This window comes from Afipia broomeae ATCC 49717, from assembly GCF_000314675.2.
Lineage (GTDB): Bacteria > Pseudomonadota > Alphaproteobacteria > Rhizobiales > Xanthobacteraceae > Afipia > Afipia broomeae.
This window is the reverse complement of record NZ_KB375284.1, coordinates 638,414-657,337: the sequence shown is the minus strand read 5'-3', so window position 1 is coordinate 657,337 and position 18,924 is coordinate 638,414. Positions and strand designations below refer to the sequence as shown.

18 protein-coding genes and 1 tRNA gene are annotated in these 18,924 nt (G+C 60.9%); 10 read left to right on the top strand and 9 right to left on the bottom strand.

Annotation, left to right across the window (positions count from 1 at the left end):
- The first annotated feature begins 36 nt into the window (after window positions 1-36).
- From lptC to HMPREF9695_RS22705, 7 genes are all read left to right on the top strand, one after another.
- Window positions 37-726 (top strand): LPS export ABC transporter periplasmic protein LptC, encoded by a 690-nt coding sequence (gene lptC, locus HMPREF9695_RS22735; RefSeq protein ID WP_208856414.1) that lies wholly within the window; start codon window positions 37-39, stop codon window positions 724-726.
- The gene (locus HMPREF9695_RS22730) at window positions 723-1,463 is read left to right on the top strand and encodes an LptA/OstA family protein (protein ID WP_006023263.1); all 741 of its coding nucleotides are present in this window, start codon (window positions 723-725) and stop codon (window positions 1,461-1,463) included. Before lptC ends, HMPREF9695_RS22730 begins: the two co-directional genes overlap by 4 nt.
- Before the next feature lie 109 nt (window positions 1,464-1,572).
- A complete protein-coding gene (gene lptB / locus HMPREF9695_RS22725) occupies window positions 1,573-2,649 on the top strand; it encodes an LPS export ABC transporter ATP-binding protein (RefSeq protein ID WP_006023262.1) in 1,077 nt (358 codons plus the stop codon).
- A gap of 130 nt (window positions 2,650-2,779) precedes the next feature.
- Window positions 2,780-4,420, top strand: coding sequence for an RNA polymerase factor sigma-54 (gene rpoN / locus HMPREF9695_RS22720; RefSeq protein ID WP_006023261.1), 1,641 nt, complete (start codon window positions 2,780-2,782; stop codon window positions 4,418-4,420).
- 64 nt (window positions 4,421-4,484) lie between these two features.
- The gene (hpf, locus tag HMPREF9695_RS22715) at window positions 4,485-5,108 is read left to right on the top strand and encodes a ribosome hibernation-promoting factor, HPF/YfiA family (RefSeq protein ID WP_006023260.1); all 624 of its coding nucleotides are present in this window, start codon (window positions 4,485-4,487) and stop codon (window positions 5,106-5,108) included.
- Between the two features lie 139 nt (window positions 5,109-5,247).
- Window positions 5,248-5,709, top strand: coding sequence for a PTS IIA-like nitrogen regulatory protein PtsN (gene ptsN, locus HMPREF9695_RS22710; RefSeq protein ID WP_006023259.1), 462 nt, complete (start codon window positions 5,248-5,250; stop codon window positions 5,707-5,709).
- Window positions 5,710-6,329: 620 nt separating this feature from the next.
- Window positions 6,330-6,782, top strand: coding sequence for an Hsp20 family protein (locus HMPREF9695_RS22705; RefSeq protein WP_006023257.1), 453 nt, complete (start codon window positions 6,330-6,332; stop codon window positions 6,780-6,782).
- A gap of 703 nt (window positions 6,783-7,485) precedes the next feature.
- Here HMPREF9695_RS22705 and HMPREF9695_RS22690 read toward each other — a convergent pair.
- The 9 genes from HMPREF9695_RS22690 to HMPREF9695_RS22650 all read right to left on the bottom strand — a co-directional run bounded on the left by HMPREF9695_RS22690 (window position 7,486) and on the right by HMPREF9695_RS22650 (window position 14,826).
- Complete coding sequence (locus tag HMPREF9695_RS22690; protein ID WP_006023256.1) at window positions 7,486-7,749, bottom strand: BQ00720 family protein; 264 nt, start codon at window positions 7,747-7,749, stop codon at window positions 7,486-7,488.
- A gap of 50 nt (window positions 7,750-7,799) precedes the next feature.
- A complete protein-coding gene (locus tag HMPREF9695_RS22685; protein ID WP_006023255.1) occupies window positions 7,800-8,225 on the bottom strand; it encodes an Hsp20 family protein in 426 nt (141 codons plus the stop codon).
- Between the two features lie 157 nt (window positions 8,226-8,382).
- Window positions 8,383-9,480: a sn-glycerol-3-phosphate import ATP-binding protein UgpC gene (locus HMPREF9695_RS22680; protein ID WP_006023254.1), complete on the bottom strand. Its 1,098-nt coding sequence runs from the start codon at window positions 9,478-9,480 to the stop codon at window positions 8,383-8,385.
- A gap of 8 nt (window positions 9,481-9,488) precedes the next feature.
- A complete protein-coding gene (gene ugpE / locus HMPREF9695_RS22675; RefSeq protein ID WP_006023253.1) occupies window positions 9,489-10,337 on the bottom strand; it encodes a sn-glycerol-3-phosphate ABC transporter permease UgpE in 849 nt (282 codons plus the stop codon).
- Window positions 10,337-11,218: a sn-glycerol-3-phosphate ABC transporter permease UgpA gene (gene ugpA / locus HMPREF9695_RS22670; RefSeq protein ID WP_006023252.1), complete on the bottom strand. Its 882-nt coding sequence runs from the start codon at window positions 11,216-11,218 to the stop codon at window positions 10,337-10,339. Before ugpA ends, ugpE begins: the two co-directional genes overlap by 1 nt.
- A 75-nt stretch (window positions 11,219-11,293) precedes the next feature.
- On the bottom strand, window positions 11,294-12,607 hold the full coding sequence (gene ugpB / locus HMPREF9695_RS22665) for a sn-glycerol-3-phosphate ABC transporter substrate-binding protein UgpB (RefSeq protein ID WP_006023251.1): 1,314 nt from the start codon (window positions 12,605-12,607) through the stop codon (window positions 11,294-11,296).
- A 202-nt stretch (window positions 12,608-12,809) separates the two neighbouring features.
- The gene (locus HMPREF9695_RS22660) at window positions 12,810-14,012 is read right to left on the bottom strand and encodes a CaiB/BaiF CoA transferase family protein (protein WP_006023250.1); all 1,203 of its coding nucleotides are present in this window, start codon (window positions 14,010-14,012) and stop codon (window positions 12,810-12,812) included.
- A 201-nt stretch (window positions 14,013-14,213) separates the two neighbouring features.
- Window positions 14,214-14,289 (bottom strand) — tRNA-Ala (locus tag HMPREF9695_RS22655).
- A gap of 120 nt (window positions 14,290-14,409) precedes the next feature.
- Window positions 14,410-14,826: a TIGR02300 family protein gene (locus tag HMPREF9695_RS22650; protein ID WP_006023249.1), complete on the bottom strand. Its 417-nt coding sequence runs from the start codon at window positions 14,824-14,826 to the stop codon at window positions 14,410-14,412.
- A gap of 152 nt (window positions 14,827-14,978) precedes the next feature.
- Here HMPREF9695_RS22650 and aroA point away from each other — a divergent pair, with 152 nt between their 5' ends.
- From aroA to rpsA, 3 genes are all read left to right on the top strand, one after another.
- A complete protein-coding gene (gene aroA / locus HMPREF9695_RS22645; protein WP_006023248.1) occupies window positions 14,979-16,316 on the top strand; it encodes a 3-phosphoshikimate 1-carboxyvinyltransferase in 1,338 nt (445 codons plus the stop codon).
- Window positions 16,313-16,951: a (d)CMP kinase gene (gene cmk / locus HMPREF9695_RS22640; protein WP_006023247.1), complete on the top strand. Its 639-nt coding sequence runs from the start codon at window positions 16,313-16,315 to the stop codon at window positions 16,949-16,951. Before aroA ends, cmk begins: the two co-directional genes overlap by 4 nt.
- Window positions 16,952-17,217: 266 nt before the next feature.
- Complete coding sequence (rpsA, locus tag HMPREF9695_RS22635) at window positions 17,218-18,918, top strand: 30S ribosomal protein S1 (RefSeq protein WP_006023246.1); 1,701 nt, start codon at window positions 17,218-17,220, stop codon at window positions 18,916-18,918.
- The last annotated feature ends 6 nt before the right edge of the window (window positions 18,919-18,924 follow it).

Below are 18,924 nucleotides of genomic sequence, written 5' to 3'. Positions count from 1 at the left end.
GTAGAATGACGGCGCTATCCCGGCGCTTCGGAGCATATTTTGTCGGTTCAGAGCCAGAGCTATCAGGCTGGAGCGGATGCGCGCTATGCGAAGGCGCGGCGTCACAGCCGCCGCGTGCGCCAGATGCGTCTGGCCGTGCCGGTGATGGTCGCCGCGGCCATGCTGACGATCATCGGCATTTCGCTTTTCAACCCGTTCAGGATTCTTTCAAAGCTGCCGATCGACATTGGCAAGCTCGGAGTCTCGGGCACCAAAATCACGATGGACTCGCCGCATCTTGCCGGCTTCACGCCGGACAATCGTCCCTATGAACTCTGGGCCAAGTCGGCGATCCAGGACGTGACCAAACCGAACCATGTCGAGCTGAACGAACTGCGCGCGAAAGTTCAGATGGAAGACAAAACAGGCATCACCATGGATGCGCGCACCGGGCTGTTCGATACGAAAACCCAGTTGCTGGATCTGAAGGACAATATCTTGTTGCAATCTTCCACCGGTTACGAAGCGCGGCTGACGCAGGCCACCGTCGATATCGGCGGGGGCACGGTGTCGTCGGATGAGCCCGTGGCGGTGAAATTGCTGAACGGAACGCTCGACGCCCAGCGTCTCAGAATAACCGAAAACGGCGCGTTGGTGCGCTTTGAGGGCGGCGTCTCGATGATCCTGATACCGGAAGAGCCGAAGGATGCGCCGGCGGCTCCCGCACGTGATGCTGCTGCAAAATGATTTTTGGGATGATGAAGATCTACACCGGTCCCGAGGCTAAGGACGTCATGCGCGCGGTGACCCGCGCGCTGTCGGTCGGCGTACTTGCGGCTGCCCTGTGCACGCCGGCCGCCGCGCATGCGCAAAGTTCGGCGACGGGTGTGCCCAACGCGATGCAGGGTTTTTCACAGAACCGCGACAAGCCGATCCAGATCGATGCCGCGTCGCTCGAAATGCGCGACAAGGACAAGGCGGCGACATTCAGCGGCAATGTGAAGGTCGTGCAGGGCGACACCACCATGCTCTGCAAATCGCTGGTCGTATTCTACGATAGCAACGAGCCATCCGGCGCCAAGAAGACCGCCATGAAATCCGCAACACCCGGGCCGACCGGAAGTTCGTCGATCAAGAGGCTGGAGGCGCAGGGCGGCGTCGTCGTGACGCAGAAGGATTCGACGGTCACGGGCGACAAAGGCGTCTTCGATATGCGCGCCAACACCGTCACGATGCACGGCAATGTGCTGCTGACCAAGGACAAGAACGTGCTGCGTGGAGATCGTCTTGTCGTCGATCTCACAACCGGTGTCTCGCGGGTCGAGTCGAACAGCGGGCGCGTGCAGGGCGTCTTTCAGGCCGCTCCGAGCGGATCGCCGGGAGGTAACAATTCAGGCGGCGCGCAGCCGTCAACGACACCCAGCGCGCCTGGAAAGCCGCTTAAACTCAATGACTTGGCGAATCCACGAAAGCGCAACAGTTGAACCGGAGACAGCAAGCCTGTATCACCCGGCCCCTGAACATTTGGGGATGGGCAACACGGCTCCGGTCCATCATGCTCAGGCAACAACCCAAAGGCTGATTTAAGCGGGCATGGTCGATCTCCTGCGCATCTTTCGTCGTCGAGGCCCGGCGCGTGGACGGCAGGGCTTTGCCCGTTCGCAACAGGACGGCTTGCGCCAGGACATCACGGCGTTGGCGGCGCGCATGGGCGACATCTTCAAGCCGGCTGCGGGCGAGAAACCTCTGGCGGCACGCGAGAGCGCGCCGGTCCGGCGCGAAGCGGTGGCGGCAATTCCGCGCGATCCCCAGACGCCTGCGCCTCAGGGATCCTCCGCATTCACACATGACGCGCCGCCCATTCCGCGCAACCTGCCGCGCGATCCTGCCAAGGAGCAGCCGCGCAGCCGTGCAGCGTCCAACGGCGCGGCACCGCGCGCGCAGCATTCCGGGTATCTTGCGATTCACGGTGTCGAAAAAAGCTTCGGCACGCGCAAGATCGTGCACGGCGTCAGCCTCTATGTCCGGCGCGGCGAAGCCGTCGGCATTCTCGGCCCGAACGGCGCCGGCAAGACCACCTGCTTCTACATGATCACCGGCCTCATCAAGCCGGATCGCGGTCGCGTCGAACTCGACGGCCACGACGTGACGCAACTGCCCATGTACCAGCGTGCGCGGCTCGGCATCGGCTATCTGCCGCAGGAGGCGTCGATCTTTCGCGGGCTGTCGGTCGAGAACAACATTCGTGCCGTGCTCGAAGTGGTCGAGCCGGACAAGCGCAAGCGCGAACGCGAACTCGATTCGCTGCTTGAGGAATTCAACATCACGCGTTTGCGGAAATCGCCGTCGATCGCGTTGTCCGGCGGTGAACGCCGGCGTGTTGAAATTGCCCGCGCGCTGGCGTCGCGCCCGAGCTACATGCTGCTCGACGAGCCCTTTGCGGGCATCGATCCGATTGCAGTCGGCGACATTCAGCAACTGGTGCGACATCTCACGGCACGCGGCATCGGCGTTCTGATTACCGACCACAATGTGCGCGAGACATTGGGTCTGACCGATCGGGCTTACATTGTTTACGCGGGGGAGGTGCTGACCGAGGGGAGCCCGGACGACATCGTCAACGACCCTGACGTGCGCCGTCTCTATCTGGGCGAAGAATTCCGGCTCTGATTCACCCTGATCCGGGATTGGTGCTCCGCTGGGCCGGTATCCCAAATTTTCGAAACGTCAAGCCGTGTACAAGCTCACAGGAAAGATATAAGCAAGAAACGGACCAACTTTTGGACCGGATCTGGTTTTTATGGCTCTGACGCAGAGATTAGAATTCCGCCAGTCGCAGTCGCTGGTGATGACGCCGCAGCTGATGCAGGCGATCAAGCTGCTGCAACTGTCGAATCTCGATCTCGTGGCGTTCGTCGAGGATGAGCTTGAGCGCAACCCCCTGCTCGAGCGGGCGAATCAGGATGGCGCTCCCGATCACGGTGAGCCCGCTTCCGGGCATGCCGAGGGCGGCGGCGGGGATTTTTCCGACAATGCTGAGTTTTCCTCAGGCCCGGACGGCGAACGGTCTTCTGACGGCTTTGAGGCCGGCGCCGAGGAGTGGATGGCTCCGGATCTCGGCACCCGCGCCGAGATCGAGCAGACCCTCGACACCGGCATGGAGAACGTGTTCCCGGAGGAGCCCGCGGACGCCGCCGCGCGCAATGCGCAGGATGCCGCGCCAACTGCCTACACCGAATGGGGCGGTGGCGCCTCGAATGACGACGACTACAATCTCGAAGCGTTCGTTGCCGCGGAGACGACGCTAAGCGGACATCTCGCCGAGCAGCTCGCGGTTGCATTCCCTGATCCTGCGAACCGCATGATCGGGCAGTACCTGATCGATCTTGTCGATGACGCCGGCTACGTGCCGCCCGATCTTGGTGACGCCGACGAGAAGCTCGGCACCTCGCGCGAAGCCGTCGAGGCTGTGCTTGCGGTTCTGCAGAAGTTCGATCCGCCAGGTGTGTGCGCGCGCAGCCTGAGCGAATGTCTTGCGATCCAGTTGCGTGAGCGTGATCGTTACGATCCCGCGATGCAGGCACTGGTTGAAAATCTCGATCTGCTGGCGAAGCGCGACATCGCGTCGTTGCGGAAGATCTGCGGCGTCGATGACGAAGACATCGCCGACATGATCGGCGAAATCCGCCATCTCGATCCCAAGCCCGGCCTGAAGTTCGGATCGGCCAAGACGCAAAGCGTCGTGCCGGATGTCTATGTGCGTCCGGGACCGGACGGCGGCTGGCATGTCGAACTCAACAGCGATACGCTTCCAAAAGTTCTGGTCAATCAGGTCTACTATTCGCAATTGTCTAAAACCATCCGCAAGGATGGCGACAAATCCTATTTCACGGATTGCCTGCAGAACGCGACGTGGCTGGTGCGCGCGCTCGACCAGCGGGCGCGGACGATCCTGAAGGTCGCCACCGAAATCGTTCGCCAGCAGGATGGCTTCTTTACGCAGGGCGTGGCGCATTTGCGTCCGCTCAACCTGAAAGCCGTCGCCGACGCCATCCAGATGCACGAATCGACCGTCTCGCGGGTGACCGCGAACAAGTATATGGCGACCAACCGCGGCACGTTTGAACTGAAGTATTTCTTCACCGCGTCGATTGCATCGGCCGACGGCGGGGATGCGCATTCCGCCGAAGCTGTGCGGCACCGCATCAAACAGCTCATCGATGCGGAAAGCCCGACGGCTATTCTCTCGGACGACACCATCGTGGAACGTTTGCGTGGCGACGGCATTGATATAGCCCGTCGAACGGTAGCGAAGTATCGGGAAGCTATGCGTATACCTTCGTCCGTGCAGCGCCGCCGCGACAAGCAGAGCATGCTGGGTGCCGCGCTGACTTCGGCCGCCCCGGCCGTGGACAGATCCCGCGACACAGCTACCGCTTGACTGCGCCACCAAGAAGCGGAACGCTCAAACATCCGAACTGCCAGTCCGAAAGTGAGGTAACGTCATGACACTCCGGGTCTCTGGAAAGAGTATCAGCGTCGGTGAAGCCCTGCGTGATCGCGTCAGTGAGCGAACGGAAGAAGTTCTCCGGAAATATTTCGACGGAAATTACTCGGGCCACATCACGCTCAGCAAGGATGGTTTCGGCTTTCGTACCGATTGCTCGCTTCATCTGGATTCGGGAATTACGCTGGAGGCGGATTCCATGGCCGCCGACGCTTATGCAAGCGCGGACCAGGCGCTGCTGCTGATCGAGAAGCGTTTGCGCCGTTACAAGAGCCGCCTGAAGGATCGCTCTGCGCGCAAGGCGCATGCAGCCACCGCAGCGCTGTCCGATCTGAATGGTGCGGGATATGGCGGGCCGGGTCTCGACGCGCCGAGCTATGTGATCGAAGCGCCGTCCGACGACGACGTCACCGAATTCAATCCCGTCATCATCGCCGAGGCGGTGACGTCCCTGAAGCGTTTTTCGGTGAGCGAAGCGGTCATGGAACTCGATCTGACCGGGGCCGCGGTGATGGTTTTTCAGCATGGCGGCAGCGGCCGGGTGAACGTGATATATCGGCGCCCGGACGGCAACGTCGGCTGGGTGGACCCTCCGGCCGTTGCCGAGCAGGTTCGCCATTGACGCCCAGGGCCAGCCTAACTATGGTCCGCCGCCTTTCAGGGCGCGGGCCATGGTTCGGTTCGAAAGGGCCTTGACGCCACCCGGTCAGAGACCGATTTATTAAGTACACCAACGGCTTAAATTATCCTCGGAACGCTCCATGACGATTACCGATCTGGTCGCACCGGAGGCGATTCTTCCTGCTTTGAAAGTCAACAGCAAGAAGCAGGCGCTTCAGGAACTCGCGGCACGCGCCGCCGTCCTGACCGGACAAAACGAGCGGTCGATTTTCGAGGTGCTTCTCCAGCGCGAGAAACTGGGAACGACGGCCGTCGGTTACGGTGTGGCGATTCCTCACGGCAAGCTGCCGAAGCTCGACAAGCTGTCGGGCCTGTTCGCGCGTCTGGATCGTCCGATCGACTTTGAAGCGATGGATGGCCAGCCGGTCGACCTGGTGTTCCTGTTGCTGGCTCCGGAAGGCGCCGGTGCCGATCACCTCAAGGCGCTGGCGCGAATTGCGCGGCTGCTGCGCGATCAGGACATCGCCAAGAAGCTGCGCGCATCGAAGGATGCGCAGGCACTTTATTCGGTGCTGGCGCTGCCGCCGGCAACGGCCGCCTGAGAAACAGAGCTTCGGTCCAGGCGGCCCAACGCGCGCACGGCAACCTGTTGTCAAAATCCCACGGCTTCAGCCATGTGTTCGATCCGCGGTGGGCGCAAAGCCGCCCCTCCATGGATCGGAGGCGGTCGGTCGTCTTCGTCGTCAAGCCGGCGCAGAGCGCCAAGGATGTCCTTCAACGGGATTGTATCAGGCGAGCCGGGTAACTGGCGGAGCCAGGGGTTGTCCCTGACGGCGAATGCATCCGAGGCCCATGCCGCGAGCACGCAGCGCTTCTCTGCGGAGGAGAGAACGGGGTTCTTAAGAACCTCCGACGGATGACTGAAAGTTGCGGCCAGAAGTGAATTTGCATGAATGTCGAAACCGGTTTCACGAACGTTCATGGTCGCCTCCTATTGCTCCTTTCTGTTCAAGACGGCGCCGAAAAATCTAGAGCGACCGACACGCCTTTCAAGGCGACGTTCAAAGAATTTTTCGAGGGGGGTCTTGAAACCCATCGGATATTTTCTAGTTTTTTCCTCGCCGTTTATCGGCCCGGGTGCCCTTCGGGGGCCCGGAGGAGACGGGCATCGGAGGTGTTCGGTGCTCGCTTATATCCAACTTGCTCAGTGGAGGATTTGGCTATGAGAACTTCTTACGATTTCACCCCGTTCTGGCGATCATCTATCGGCTTCGATCGTCTGTTTGACCTCGTCGATGCTGCGCAGCAGCAGGCTGAGGCCCATTACCCGCCTTATAACATTGAGAGACTGGGCGACGATCAGTACCAGATCTCCCTGGCGTTGGCGGGATTCCGCCCCGACGAGATCAATGTTACAGCCGAGCAGAATGTGCTCACTATTGAAGGACGGAAAACGGACGAAAAGCGCGAGTATCTCTACCAAGGGATTTCCGAGCGCCATTTCCGCCGGCAGTTCAACCTCGCAGACTACGTGCAGGTAAGAAACGCGTCCTTCGACAACGGACTTCTGCGCGTTGAACTGGTCCGGGAGATCCCGGAAGCGATGAAGCCTCGGCGGATCGCCATCAACGGCATTTCAAATATTCAACAACTCGACTCAAAGGCCGCCGCATAACTCCGGGCCGCCTTTAGTCCGATGTGGTCCCCGCTGGTTTGAACTGGCGGGGCCCCGCTTCTCTCAAATGAAAGGAAAGATGGAGGACCGTCGTGTCGACGATGATGGTTGATGAAAAACTTGCCCGCATACGATCGCGGACCAGCAACATTCAGCGATATCGTCGCTTGCTGAAGACAGAACTCACCGAGATAGAGCGTTGCTTTGTTCTGAAGCGACTATCCGAAGAGCAGGATGCGTTGGCGAAACTAACCGACGAGACCTTTCCTCTGCCCATCGGGCCTTCGAGATCCGGGAAGACTATCTCGGCTTCTCTTTAATTGGTGGTCTATGGTCGGCAGTGTCCACGACTACTTGGTGCGAGGCCATCAAAAGGTCATCGGCCACTACAAATTCCTGCTCAGGTCGCCAAGCCTTTCACCCTCCGAAAGGGAGCTATTACAATCTCGGTTAGCAAAGGAAGAAGAGGAACTGGGTGCACTGATCGAGTCGGTCTGGAAAACCAGTAATCAAGCAGGCTAAAACTGGAGCTGTTGCCATGGCGGTGTTTACGAGCAGCTTGAAGAACCTGCGAGATTGTCCGGTTTCGTGACGGTGGCAACTCGATCCGACAGTGGAGCGTGTATCAATAAACAAAAGCGGCAGCGCTCGCCGCGCTGCCGCTTCGTTCCGATCGTCGCATCACTGCGCGGCTTGCGCCGGTTCAGTGAAGGCTGACGGTCTCCAATTCGTTGCTCCATGCATTTGCGATTGCCGCTTCGCGGCTGTCGGTGAGCATGATCGGCGTGCCGTCAGCGGCGTGAAGCGCGAACAGCTTCAGGCCGGGCGCGATCTGCGGCGCCTGCGGGAAAAGTCCCGGCACGTCTTCCGAGCGAATCTGTTTGACGTAGGCGATATGGCCTTCGCCCAAAGTAGCCAGCGCCTCCAAAGAGACGGCGGGTTCAAAGATGACACTACCTTCAGTCATGGTCTCGACTCCTTGCAGTTGTTAAGCGGTCGAGTCCGCTACTCGTTCCATTATTCGTGCTCATTGATGGCTATCGTCTTAACGACCCGTTCAGGCTCGGGACGAGCCAGATCGATCGACAGCAGGCCGTTCTTCAGGTCTGCGCCGATGACATACATCCCGTCGGCCAGCACAAAAGTGCGCTGGAAATGACGCGCGGCGATGCCGCGATGGATGTACTGCCGGGTCTTGTCGTCCTGCTGGCGGCCCCGGATCACGAGCTGGTTTTCCTCAGTGGTTACATCAAGTTGGTCGCGGGTAAATCCTGCGACCGCCAGCGTGATCCGCAGGCGTTCAGGCTGGCCGTCATCACGGCCGCACCGCTCGATGTTGTAAGGGGGATAACCGTCTGCACCTTTCACGACGCGATCGAGCGCACGCTCAATCTCGTCGAATCCCAAAAGGAACGGACTCGATAGCGAAGGAACACGAGACATTCACAAAGTCCTCTCGAAGCGACTTTGGGTCGGAGCCCTTGCGGCACTCCTTCCTGGGTTCCCGGCAGCCTTGCGGCCTGCCGGTTGAAGCAAATATGGCGATGTCCCTTGCGTTGTTCAAGAACCTCTAACTGCCTGTAAACAGGGGAAAATCGGGCTAGCCCGCCAGCCGGCTGCGGCCGTCGGCACTGAACAGGTGCAGTTTATCCCGCGCCGCGGTGACCCTGATTCGCTCGCCAACGGCGGGCGCGGCTTCTCCGGGCAGCCGGACGATAATCTCACCAGGAGGCAGTTCGCCCGGCTTGGCGCTGACGGTTGGCCCCGCGCCGTCGCGCGCCCTCGTGCCATAGACGAAGGTTTCCGCGCCGACCCGCTCAATGGCGTCGATCACGAGTTCGAGCGCCAGCCCTCCCTGCGCCGGACCGGCCATTGCGAAGTCTTCCGGGCGCACGCCCAGGATGGCGTCGCCGGGCACCTTGATCTGCAGCGCATCAAGCAATCCGCCGAGATCGTTCGTCCTGACCGACAGCAGATTCATCGGCGGCGCGCCGATGAAGGACGCCACGAAGGTGGTGGCCGGCTTGCGATAGATGTCGAGCGGCTTGCCGATCTGTTCGACCACGCCGCCGTTCATCACCACCAGAATATCGGCGAGGGTCATCGCCTCGAGCTGATCGTGTGTGACGTAAATCGATGTGGTCTTGAGGCGGCGTTGCAGCTTGCGGATTTCGACGCGCATCGCGATGCGCAGCTTGGCATCAAGATTCGACAGCGGCTCGTCGAACAGAAACACTTTTGGCTGCCGCACGATGGCGCGGCCCATGGCGACGCGCTGGCGCTGGCCGCCCGACAGTTGCCGCGGCTTTCGCTCCAGCATTGGCGTGATTTCGAGAATCTGCGCAGCCTCGCGGACGCGCGTATCGATTTCCGGCTTCGGCATGCCGCGGTTGCGCAGGCCGTAGGCCATGTTGTTGTAGACGGTCATGTGCGGGTAGAGCGCGTAGTTCTGAAACACCATGGCGATGTCGCGGTCGGCGGGCTCGATCTCGTTGACCACGCGGCCGCCGATATCGATGGTGCCGCCGGTGACAGTCTCAAGTCCCGCCACCATGCGCAGCAGTGTGGACTTGCCGCACCCGCTGGGCCCGACCAGCACGCAGAACTGTCCGTCGCCGACCTCGAAGTTGATGCCCTTGATGGCATCGACCCCGCCGGGATAGGTCTTGCGGACATCGTGCAGAACGACGTTGGCCATCTTGATTCCTACTTCTCGGTCTCGACCAGACCGCGCACGAACAGTCTTTGCATCAGGATCACAACGGCCACCGGCGGCAGCATTGCCAGCACGGCGGTTGCCATCGCGAGCTGCCACTCCGCGAGCTCGTCGGTGGTCGTCAGCATTTTCTTGATTCCGGTCACGATGGTCTGCATCGAGTCCTGCGTGGTGATCAGCAGCGGCCACAAATACTGATTCCAGCCGTAGATGAACTGGATCACGAACAGCGCGGCGATGGTGGTGATGGACAGCGGCAGCAGCATATCTTTGAAAAACCGAAATGGGCCGGCGCCGTCGATCTTCGATGCCTCCAGAAGCTCTTCCGGAACGGTCATGAAGAACTGCCGGAACAGCAGCGTGCCGGTGGCCGAAGCGATCAACGGCAGGATCAGCCCCGCATAGGTATCGAGCATCTGCAGATCGGCGACCACCTTGTAGGTCGGATAGATGCGGACTTCGACCGGCAGCATCAGTGTGACGAAGATGATCCAGAACGCGGTCTTGCGGAACGGGAAGCGGAAATACACCACGGCGAAGGCCGACAGGATCGAGATGCATATCTTGCCGACCGCGATGCCGATCGCGGAGATGAACGAGTTCATCAGCATGTAGCCGACCGGCTCGCGGCTGGTGCGCGAGCCGCCGATAAAGATCGCCCGGTAATAATTCTCGAGGGTATAGCTGCCCGGCGACAGCGGCATGTTTCCGTTGACCACTGTGGCCGCATCGTGCGTCGAGGCGATCACGGCGAGGTAGACCGGGAATACGACAATGAAAACGCCGAAGATGAGAATGGCGTAGGCGACGAGATCGCGCAGCGGACGATGCTCCACCATCAGTACTGCACCTTGCGTTCGACGTAGCGGAACTGAACGGCGGTCAGCGCGATGACGATCACCATCAGCACGACGGATTGCGCAGCGGAGCCGCCAAGATCGCCACCGAGGCGTCCATCCGCATAGACCTTGTAGACCATGGTCGTGGTCGCGCCCGCGGGACCCCCGCCGGTGACCGCGTCGATGATGCCGAACGTGTCGAAGAACACGTAGACGACGTTCACCACCAGCAGGAAGAACATGGTCGGCGACAGCAACGGAAACACGATGGTCCAGAACCGGCGTAGTGGACCTGAGCCGTCGATCGCTGCGGCTTCCAGCACACTTTTCGGAATCGCCTGAAGTCCGGCGAGGAAGAACAGGAAGTTGTAGGAAATCTGCTTCCAGACCGCGGCCATCACAACAAGGGCCATGGCGTGATTGCCGTTCAGCAGCGGATTCCAGTCAAAACCGAAGGCGCGCAGCGGCCTCGCCAGCGTGCCGAGCGAAGGATGGAACATGAAGATCCACAGCACGCCCGCGATCGCCGGCGCGACGGCGTAGGGCCAGATCAGAAGAGTCTTGAAGGCAGGCGCCGCTTTCAGGTTCTTGTCGGCCTGGGTTGCAAACAGCAGGGCGATGCTGAGTGAGAGCAGGGCGACCAGGGTCGAGAACACCGCAGTGGTCAGCATCGCCTTGTAGTATTCGGGCTGTGCGAACAGCGCCTCGTAATTTTCCAGACCGACGAATTCCGACGCAAGGCCGAAGGCATCCTCACGCTTGAACGATTGCCAGACGGCCTGGGTGGCGGGCCAGTAAAAGAAGATGAATGTGATCGCGAGTTGCGGCGCGAGCAGCAGATAGGGCAGCAGTCTGTTGTTGAAGGTAGCCGACTTTTCCATTCAGGAAACTCTCCCCTTCCCCCGCGCGTGCGGCGGGAAGGGGTTGGACATTGAAGCTGGGACGAGCACGGAGACTTACTTCGCGGTTTTCTCGAATGTCCGCAGCATGGCGTTGCCGCGGCTCACGGCGGAATCGAGCGCATCCTTGGCGGTCTTCTGGCCGGCCAGCGCGGCCTCTAGCTCTTCCGCCCAGATGTCGCGCATCTGCACCATGTTGCCGAAACGAAGCCCGCGCGAATTCTCCGTCGGCTCCTTGTTGGTGAGCTCCTTCAGCGGCGTCTGCAGCGTCGGATTCTTCTCATAGAAACCATCCGCCTTGGTCTTCTCATAGGCTGCCTTGGTGATCGGCAGATAGCCGGACTCCTGATGCAGCCTGGCCTGACGGTTGGTGTCGGACAGGAAGGCGAAGAATTTTGCGACGCCCTTGTATTCGTCGGGCTTCTTGCCGCCCATTACCCAGAGCGATGCGCCGCCGATGATCGAATTCTGCGGCGCGCCGGCAACATCCGGATAATACGGCATCGGTGCGGAGGTGAACTCGAACTTCGCAGTGCCCTTGGCGGTTGCGTAGTATCCAGACGACGTCAGGAAAAGAGGGCATTCGCCGGACCCGAAGCGGCTTTCGCTCGCATTGGCGCGGCCGGAATAGTCGTAGGTCTTGTCTTTCTGAAGGTCGATCAGGTTCTGCAGATGCTTGATGTGCAGCGGCGAGTTGAACTTGAGCACGGTGTCGAAGCCGTCGAGGCCGTTCGCCTTGGTGCCGATCGCCACATTATGCCAGGCGGAAAACTGCTCGATATGCGCCCAGGATGCCCACGCATTGGAAAATCCGCAGGTGGTGTATCCGGCCGCCTTGAGCTTTTTGGCGGCGTCGAAAACCTGCGGCCAGGTTTTCGGAATCTCCGCGATGTTGGCTTTCTTCAGCGCGTCGAGATTGACCCACATCACCATCGAAGACGAGTTGAAGGGGAACGACAGCATGTCGCCTTTCGCCGTCGAGTAGTAACCGGTGATCGCTGGGAGATAGGCCTTCGGATCGAAGGGCTCGCCCGCGTCTTTCATGAGTTGGTAGACCGGCTTGATCGCGCCCGTGGCGCTCATCATGGTCGCGGTGCCAACCTCGAATACCTGAATGATGTGCGGCGCGTTGCCGGCACGGAATGCGGCGATACCCGCATTCATGGTGTCGGGATAACTTCCCTTAAAGGAAGGGACGACCTTGTAGTCGCTCTGCGAGGCATTGAAATCAGCCGCGAGCTTGTTGACGATGTCGTTGTTGCCGCCGGTCATGGCGTGCCACCATTGAAGCTCGGTGACGGCCTGGGCGGGCGTTGCAAAAGCAAGGAGGGTGGAAGCAGCCAGGCCAAAGCCCATCTGGCGGATTGTCATCGATCGTTTCTCCCTGAAGCCGTCATCATCGTTGCGCGGTAACAGCGCCGGATGACGTGCACGTGACGCGGAATGGTAGTCGGGGAGGGCCGCCGGAGGGAAGCCCTAAATGATCCGGGCCCGATGCGGATATCGTTCAATAAAAGAAAACGGGCGGCGGTGGTGACAACCGTCGCCCGGTCATTTGCAGCCTTGCGCGGTGTTATCGCTTCCGCTGATTGACCACCACGCCGGCGGTCTTGAGATCCGCGATCTCCTTTGCCGAGTAGCCGAACTCACCGAGAATCTCGTCGGTGTGCTGGGCGAATTTCGGCGGCACATGGCGCAGGCTGGCCTTGGTCCGGTCGAACCGGATCGGCGAGGCGACGCCTTTGTACCAGTCCTTTTCGATCACATCGCCGCGAGCCTTGGTATGCTCGTTGGACAGCGCTTTGTCGACCGACTGCACGGGACCGGCCGGCAGTCCCGCAGCGAGCAGGCGACGGCAGAGCGGCTCGCTGTCGAAATCCTTGAGGATGTCGACAAGCACGGCACGCAGTTCGTCGCGGTGTGCGATGCGGTCGCGGTTGCGGGCGAAGCGCGGATCGGTGCCGAGTTCGGGACGCCCCAGCTCCTTCATGAGCTTGCGGAAAGTTCCGTCGTTGCCGACGCCCATGAAGATGTTGCCGTCGCGTGCCGGGAAAACCGCATAAGGCACAAGGTTCGGATGCTCGTTGCCGGTCAGCGCCGGCGGCTTGCCATGCATGAAGAAGTTTGCGGTGTGCGGATGCATGATCGCGAGACCAACCTCGTAAAGAGTGGTCTCGAGAAACTGTCCCTTCCCGGATTTCGCGCGTTCGGCCAGCGCCATCAGGATGCCGGTGGCAGCATAGAGGCCGGTCGACATGTCGACGAGTGCAACGCCGATGCGCGTCGGGCCGCTCTCCGGCGATCCAGTCGAGGCCATCAGGCCGACCATCGACTGGATGATCGCGTCATAGCCAGGATGGCCGCCGTGCGGCCCGTCAGCGCCGAAGCCGGAGATGCGACAGTGAATCAGCCTGGGGAATTTCGCGCGCAGGAAATCGTTGCCGATGCCCCACTTGTCGAGCGTGCCCGGTTTGAAATTCTCGATCAGCACGTCCGCCGTCTCGAGCATCTTCATCAGCACGGCGCGGCCGCCGTCGGAGGCGAGATCGAGGCCGACAGAACGCTTGTTGCGGTTGGTGCCGATAAAATAAGCCGCATCATCGTCGTGGAACGGAGGGCCCCAGTCGCGGGTCTCGTCGCCGGCCGGTGGCTCGACCTTCACAACATCCGCGCCGTGGTCGGCGAGGATCTGTGTGCAGTAGGGACCACCGAGCACGCGCGTCAGATCGATCACGCGGAGTCCGGCCATTGCCCCGGGCGCGGTTTGGGTTGTCATTGAGTCAGCCTTCGATGAGCAGAGAATGAAAGATGCTGCTGCAGCGATGCAGCGTGCCGTCACATTGAAAGAATTCGCAACGCGCCGTCAATATCGCGGCCGATGAGGCATCCATGCACGCGCGCATGCTGCGCTGCCGCGTTGTTCAGTGAGCGAACGTGGCGCGTGAAGGTTCAATTTCGCTGATCGAAATCTTGAGGTTGGTGGAGCCAGGCGGGATCGAACCGCCGACCTCTTGCATGCCATGCAAGCGCTCTCCCAGCTGAGCTATGGCCCCGAACACCTCACCGCACTTTGGGGAGTGCGGCGAATTACCTTTTCAAACCTGTCCGGCTTGAGCGCGAAGCAGATGTCCGCTTCGCGAATATGCGCCAAAAATCACACTTGAGAACTTATCTCAAGTCTCTTCATCGCCCGAGACATCGCCGATGATATCGGTGACGTCTTCGTCGTCTTCCTCGTCCTCGGCGATGAAGGTCGAATCATCATCATCGTCGTCGGCAAGGGTTTCATCGACCTCGATATCGTCCTCGGATTCCGGCAGCACGGCCTTGACCTTGCCGCTGTTCTCTTCGGCGTCCGCCTCTTCCAGCGAGACCAATTCTTCCGACTCCGCGGGCTCCGGCACGATGCTGGCCGCGTTTGCCGCAGCGGCGCGTGCGGCCGCATCGGCGCGCGTGCGTGGCGGAGGCACCGGCGCGATCGGCACGATCTCACCGGTGTATGGCGAAATCACCGGGTTTTTGTTGAGGTCATAGAACTTTTTGCCCGTGGTCGGGCAAATGCGCTTGGTTCCGAGATCGGCTTTGGCCACGGTTTATAGTCCTGAGAATGTCTTGAAAAAGCGGTGCTTCACTTGGCTAGTTGCGCCGCTGCTGTCAACCCCGGTTTGAGGGATAAATGACCGGCCCGTGACGTCCTGTAAACCCCGTGGTAGGAGCCGCTCTGCATTGAGGAAACGCAATCTTGTCCCATTCCAACCAACCAACCCCGCTGGAATCGCGGGCTACGGGCCCTCTCAGCGGCCGCGTTCGCGTTCCGGGCGACAAATCGATCTCTCACCGGGCCCTGATTCTGGGCGCGTTGGCTGTGGGTGAAACCCGGATTTCCGGACTTTTGGAAGGCGAAGACGTCCTCAATACCGCCAAGGCCATGGCCGCGCTCGGCGCAAAGGTGGAACGCACCGGCGAGGGGACCTGGTCGGTCCGCGGCGTCGGGGTCGGCGGCTTCAAGGCGCCGGACGCGCCGCTCGATTTTGGCAATAGCGGCACCGGGTGCCGCCTTGCCATGGGCGCGGTGGCGGGATGTCCGGTCGCCGCGACATTCGATGGCGATGCGAGCCTGCGCAAACGGCCGATGCGCCGGATTCTCGACCCGCTGGAACTGATGGGCACCCGCGTCACGTCCAGCGCGGAGGGCGGGCGGCTGCCGATGACGTTGCAAGGCGCGCGTGATCCGATTCCGGTCACCTATCGCACCCCGGTTGCCTCGGCGCAGATCAAGTCGGCGGTGTTGCTGGCGGGATTGTCCGCGCCAGGTGTCACGACCGTGATTGAGCAGGAAGCCAGCCGCGATCACACCGAACTGATGCTGACGCATTTCGGCGCGCAGGTGGTGACGACGAAGGAGGGCGCGCACGGCCGCAGGATCGCACTCACGGGGCAGCCTGAATTGCGCGGCGCCGATGTGGTCGTGCCGGCCGATCCGTCATCCGCAGCGTTTCCGATTGTCGCTGCGCTGATCGTGCCGGAGTCCGACGTCACGCTGACCGACATCATGACAAACCCTTTGCGGACAGGGCTTTTCACGACATTGCGTGAAATGGGCGCTTCCATCGAGGAGAGCCATCAGCGGGGCGATGCCGGCGAGCCGATGGCGCAATTTCGCGTGCGTGCGTCGCAACTCCGCGGCGTAACCGTGCCCCCGGAGCGCGCGCCGTCGATGATCGACGAATATCTCGTGCTTGCAGTTGCCGCTGCCTATGCGGAAGGCGTCACCACCATGCGCGGCTTGCAGGAATTGCGCGTCAAGGAATCTGATCGGCTCGAGGCGACTGCGGACATGCTGCGCGTCAACGGCGTCGAGGTGGAGATTTCCGGTGACGACATGATCGTCGTGGGCAAGGGGCACGTGCCCGGCGGCGGCCTCGTCGCCACCCATATGGATCATCGCATCGCGATGTCGGCGCTGGTGATGGGCGCAGCGTCGGATGCGCCGGTGAAAATCGACGACACCGGATTCATTGCAACCAGCTTCCCTGATTTCATCCCGATGATGCGCGGCCTGGGAGCGGATTTTTCATGATCATCGCCATCGACGGTCCTGCCGCTTCCGGAAAAGGCACGCTCGGCAAGCGTCTCGCCCATCATTACGGGTACCGCCATCTCGATACCGGCGTGATTTATCGTGCGGTCGCCTATGCCTTGCTGGAGGCTGGGTCCGACCTGAGCGACGAGAAGCTGGCCGTTGCGGCGGCCATGGAACTCGACCCGGAAAAGTTCGGCAATCCGGTCCTGAAAACCCAGAAAGTGGGTGACGCGGCCTCGGTAGTGTCGGCAATTCCCAAGGTCAGGGAAGTACTTATCAATTTTCAGCGGCAGTTTGCGGCCGATCCGCCGGGCGCCGTGCTGGATGGCCGCGATATTGGAACCGTGATCTGCCCGGATGCCGATGTGAAAATCTTTGTCGTGGCAGACCCCCATGTCCGGGCCCGCCGGAGGACCCTGGAGGCCCTTGCCCGGGGCGAGGCGGCGGACGAGGCGGCGGTGCTGGCGGATATCCTCAAGCGCGACGAACGCGACCAGAACCGGGCTACAGCGCCTTTAAAAGCGGCTCCGGATGCATACTTGCTGGATAACTCTCAGTTGGATATAGAGAGCGGCGTCCGGGCTGCCATCGACATTGTCGAGGCCGTTCGAGCGGGCCGGCCGAGGGACTAATCAACTTTATCATGTCCCTGCCGTCATTGGAGGAATGCCCGCTCCCGGTTTTCTGAGGTCGATCTTCGTCTCAGCTCCGGACAGCAGACCATGCGCTTTCCAGGCGCAGCAATCCAATTTTGCACCGTATCGTTCGTGCAGGCACACGCCGGCCCGCTGTCGCAACTCCTCTTTGCGGAAGCGGTCGTCAAAGGTTGCGGACCTTTGACACTGGATGCGCGATACGCCCTTAACCCCGCTGCCGGCATTCCGCATTTGGAGAACAAATGGCTTCGACTGCTACTTCATATAATCCTTCCCGCGACGATTTCGCGGCGATGCTCGACGAGTCCTTTGCAGGCGGCAATCTGCAGGAAAGCTCCGTCATCAAGGGCAAGGTTGTTGCAATTGAGAAAGACATGGCCGTCATCGACGTCGGCCTGAAGACCGAGGGCCGCGTGGCTCTCCGCGAATTCAACGGCCCGGGCCGCGAGAGCGACCTCAAGGTCGGCGACGAAGTCGAGGTGTTCCTCGACCGGATCGAGAACGCACTCGGCGAAGCCGTGCTGTCGCGCGACAAGGCGCGCCGCGAGGAAAGCTGGGGCAAGCTGGAGAAGGCCTTCAACAACAACGAGAAGGTTCACGGCGTTATCTTCAATCAGGTCAAGGGTGGCTTTACCGTCGATCTCGACGGCGCTGTCGCCTTCCTGCCGCGCTCGCAGGTGGACATTCGTCCGATCCGCGACGTCGCACCGCTGATGAACAATTCGCAGCCGTTCCAGATCCTCAAGATGGATCGCCGCCGCGGCAACATCGTGGTGTCGCGCCGCACGGTTCTCGAAGAGACCCGCGCCGAACAGCGTCAGGAACTGGTGCAGAACCTCGAAGAAGGTCAGGTCATCGACGGCGTGGTCAAGAACATCACCGATTACGGTGCGTTCGTTGATCTCGGCGGCATCGACGGTCTGCTGCATGTTACCGACATCGCATGGCGCCGCGTCAACCATCCGACCGAAGTGCTCGCCATCGGCCAGACGGTCAAGGTGAAGATCATCAAGATCAACCACGAGACCCACCGCATTTCGCTCGGCATGAAGCAGCTGCTGGACGATCCATGGCAGGGCATCGAGGCGAAGTATCCGCTGAACTCGCGCTTCACCGGACGCGTCACCAACATCACCGACTACGGCGCATTCGTCGAACTGGAGCCGGGCATCGAAGGCCTGATCCACGTTTCCGAAATGTCGTGGACCAAGAAGAACATGCACCCCGGCAAGATCGTTTCGACCTCGCAGGAAGTCGAAGTGCAGGTTCTCGAAGTGGATTCGGCCAAGCGCCGCATCTCGCTCGGTCTCAAGCAGACCATGCGCAATCCGTGGGAAGTGTTCGTCGAGAAGTTCCCGGTCGGCTCGACCGTGGAAGGCGAAGTCAAGAACAAGACCGAGTTCGGTCTGTTCCTCGGCCTCGACGGCGAAGTGGACGGCATGGTCCATCTGTCCGACCTCGACTGGAAACAGCCGGGCGAGCAGGTCATCGACAACTTCAAGAAGGGCGACATGGTCAAGGCCGTGGTGCTCGACGTCGATGTCGAGAAGGAGCGTATCTCTCTCGGCGTGAAGCAGCTTGAGGGCGACCCGTTCGCAGAACCAGGCGACGTCAAGAAGGGCGCCGTCGTGACCTGCGAGATCATCGAGGTGAAGGAAGCCGGTATCGAAGTTCAGATCACCGGCACCGACTTCACCACCTTCATCAAGCGTTCTGAACTCGCCCGCGATCGCGGCGACCAGCGCGCCGAGCGCTTCGCAGTTGGCGAAAAGGTTGACGCCCGCGTCATCCAGTTCGACAAGAAGGCGCGCAAGGTGCAGGTCTCGATCAAGGCGCTTGAAGTCGCTGAAGAGAAGGAAGCCATCGCGCAGTACGGATCTTCGGATTCGGGTGCGACGCTGGGCGACATTCTCGGCAACGCGCTCAAGAAGCGCGACAAGTAAGCGCCT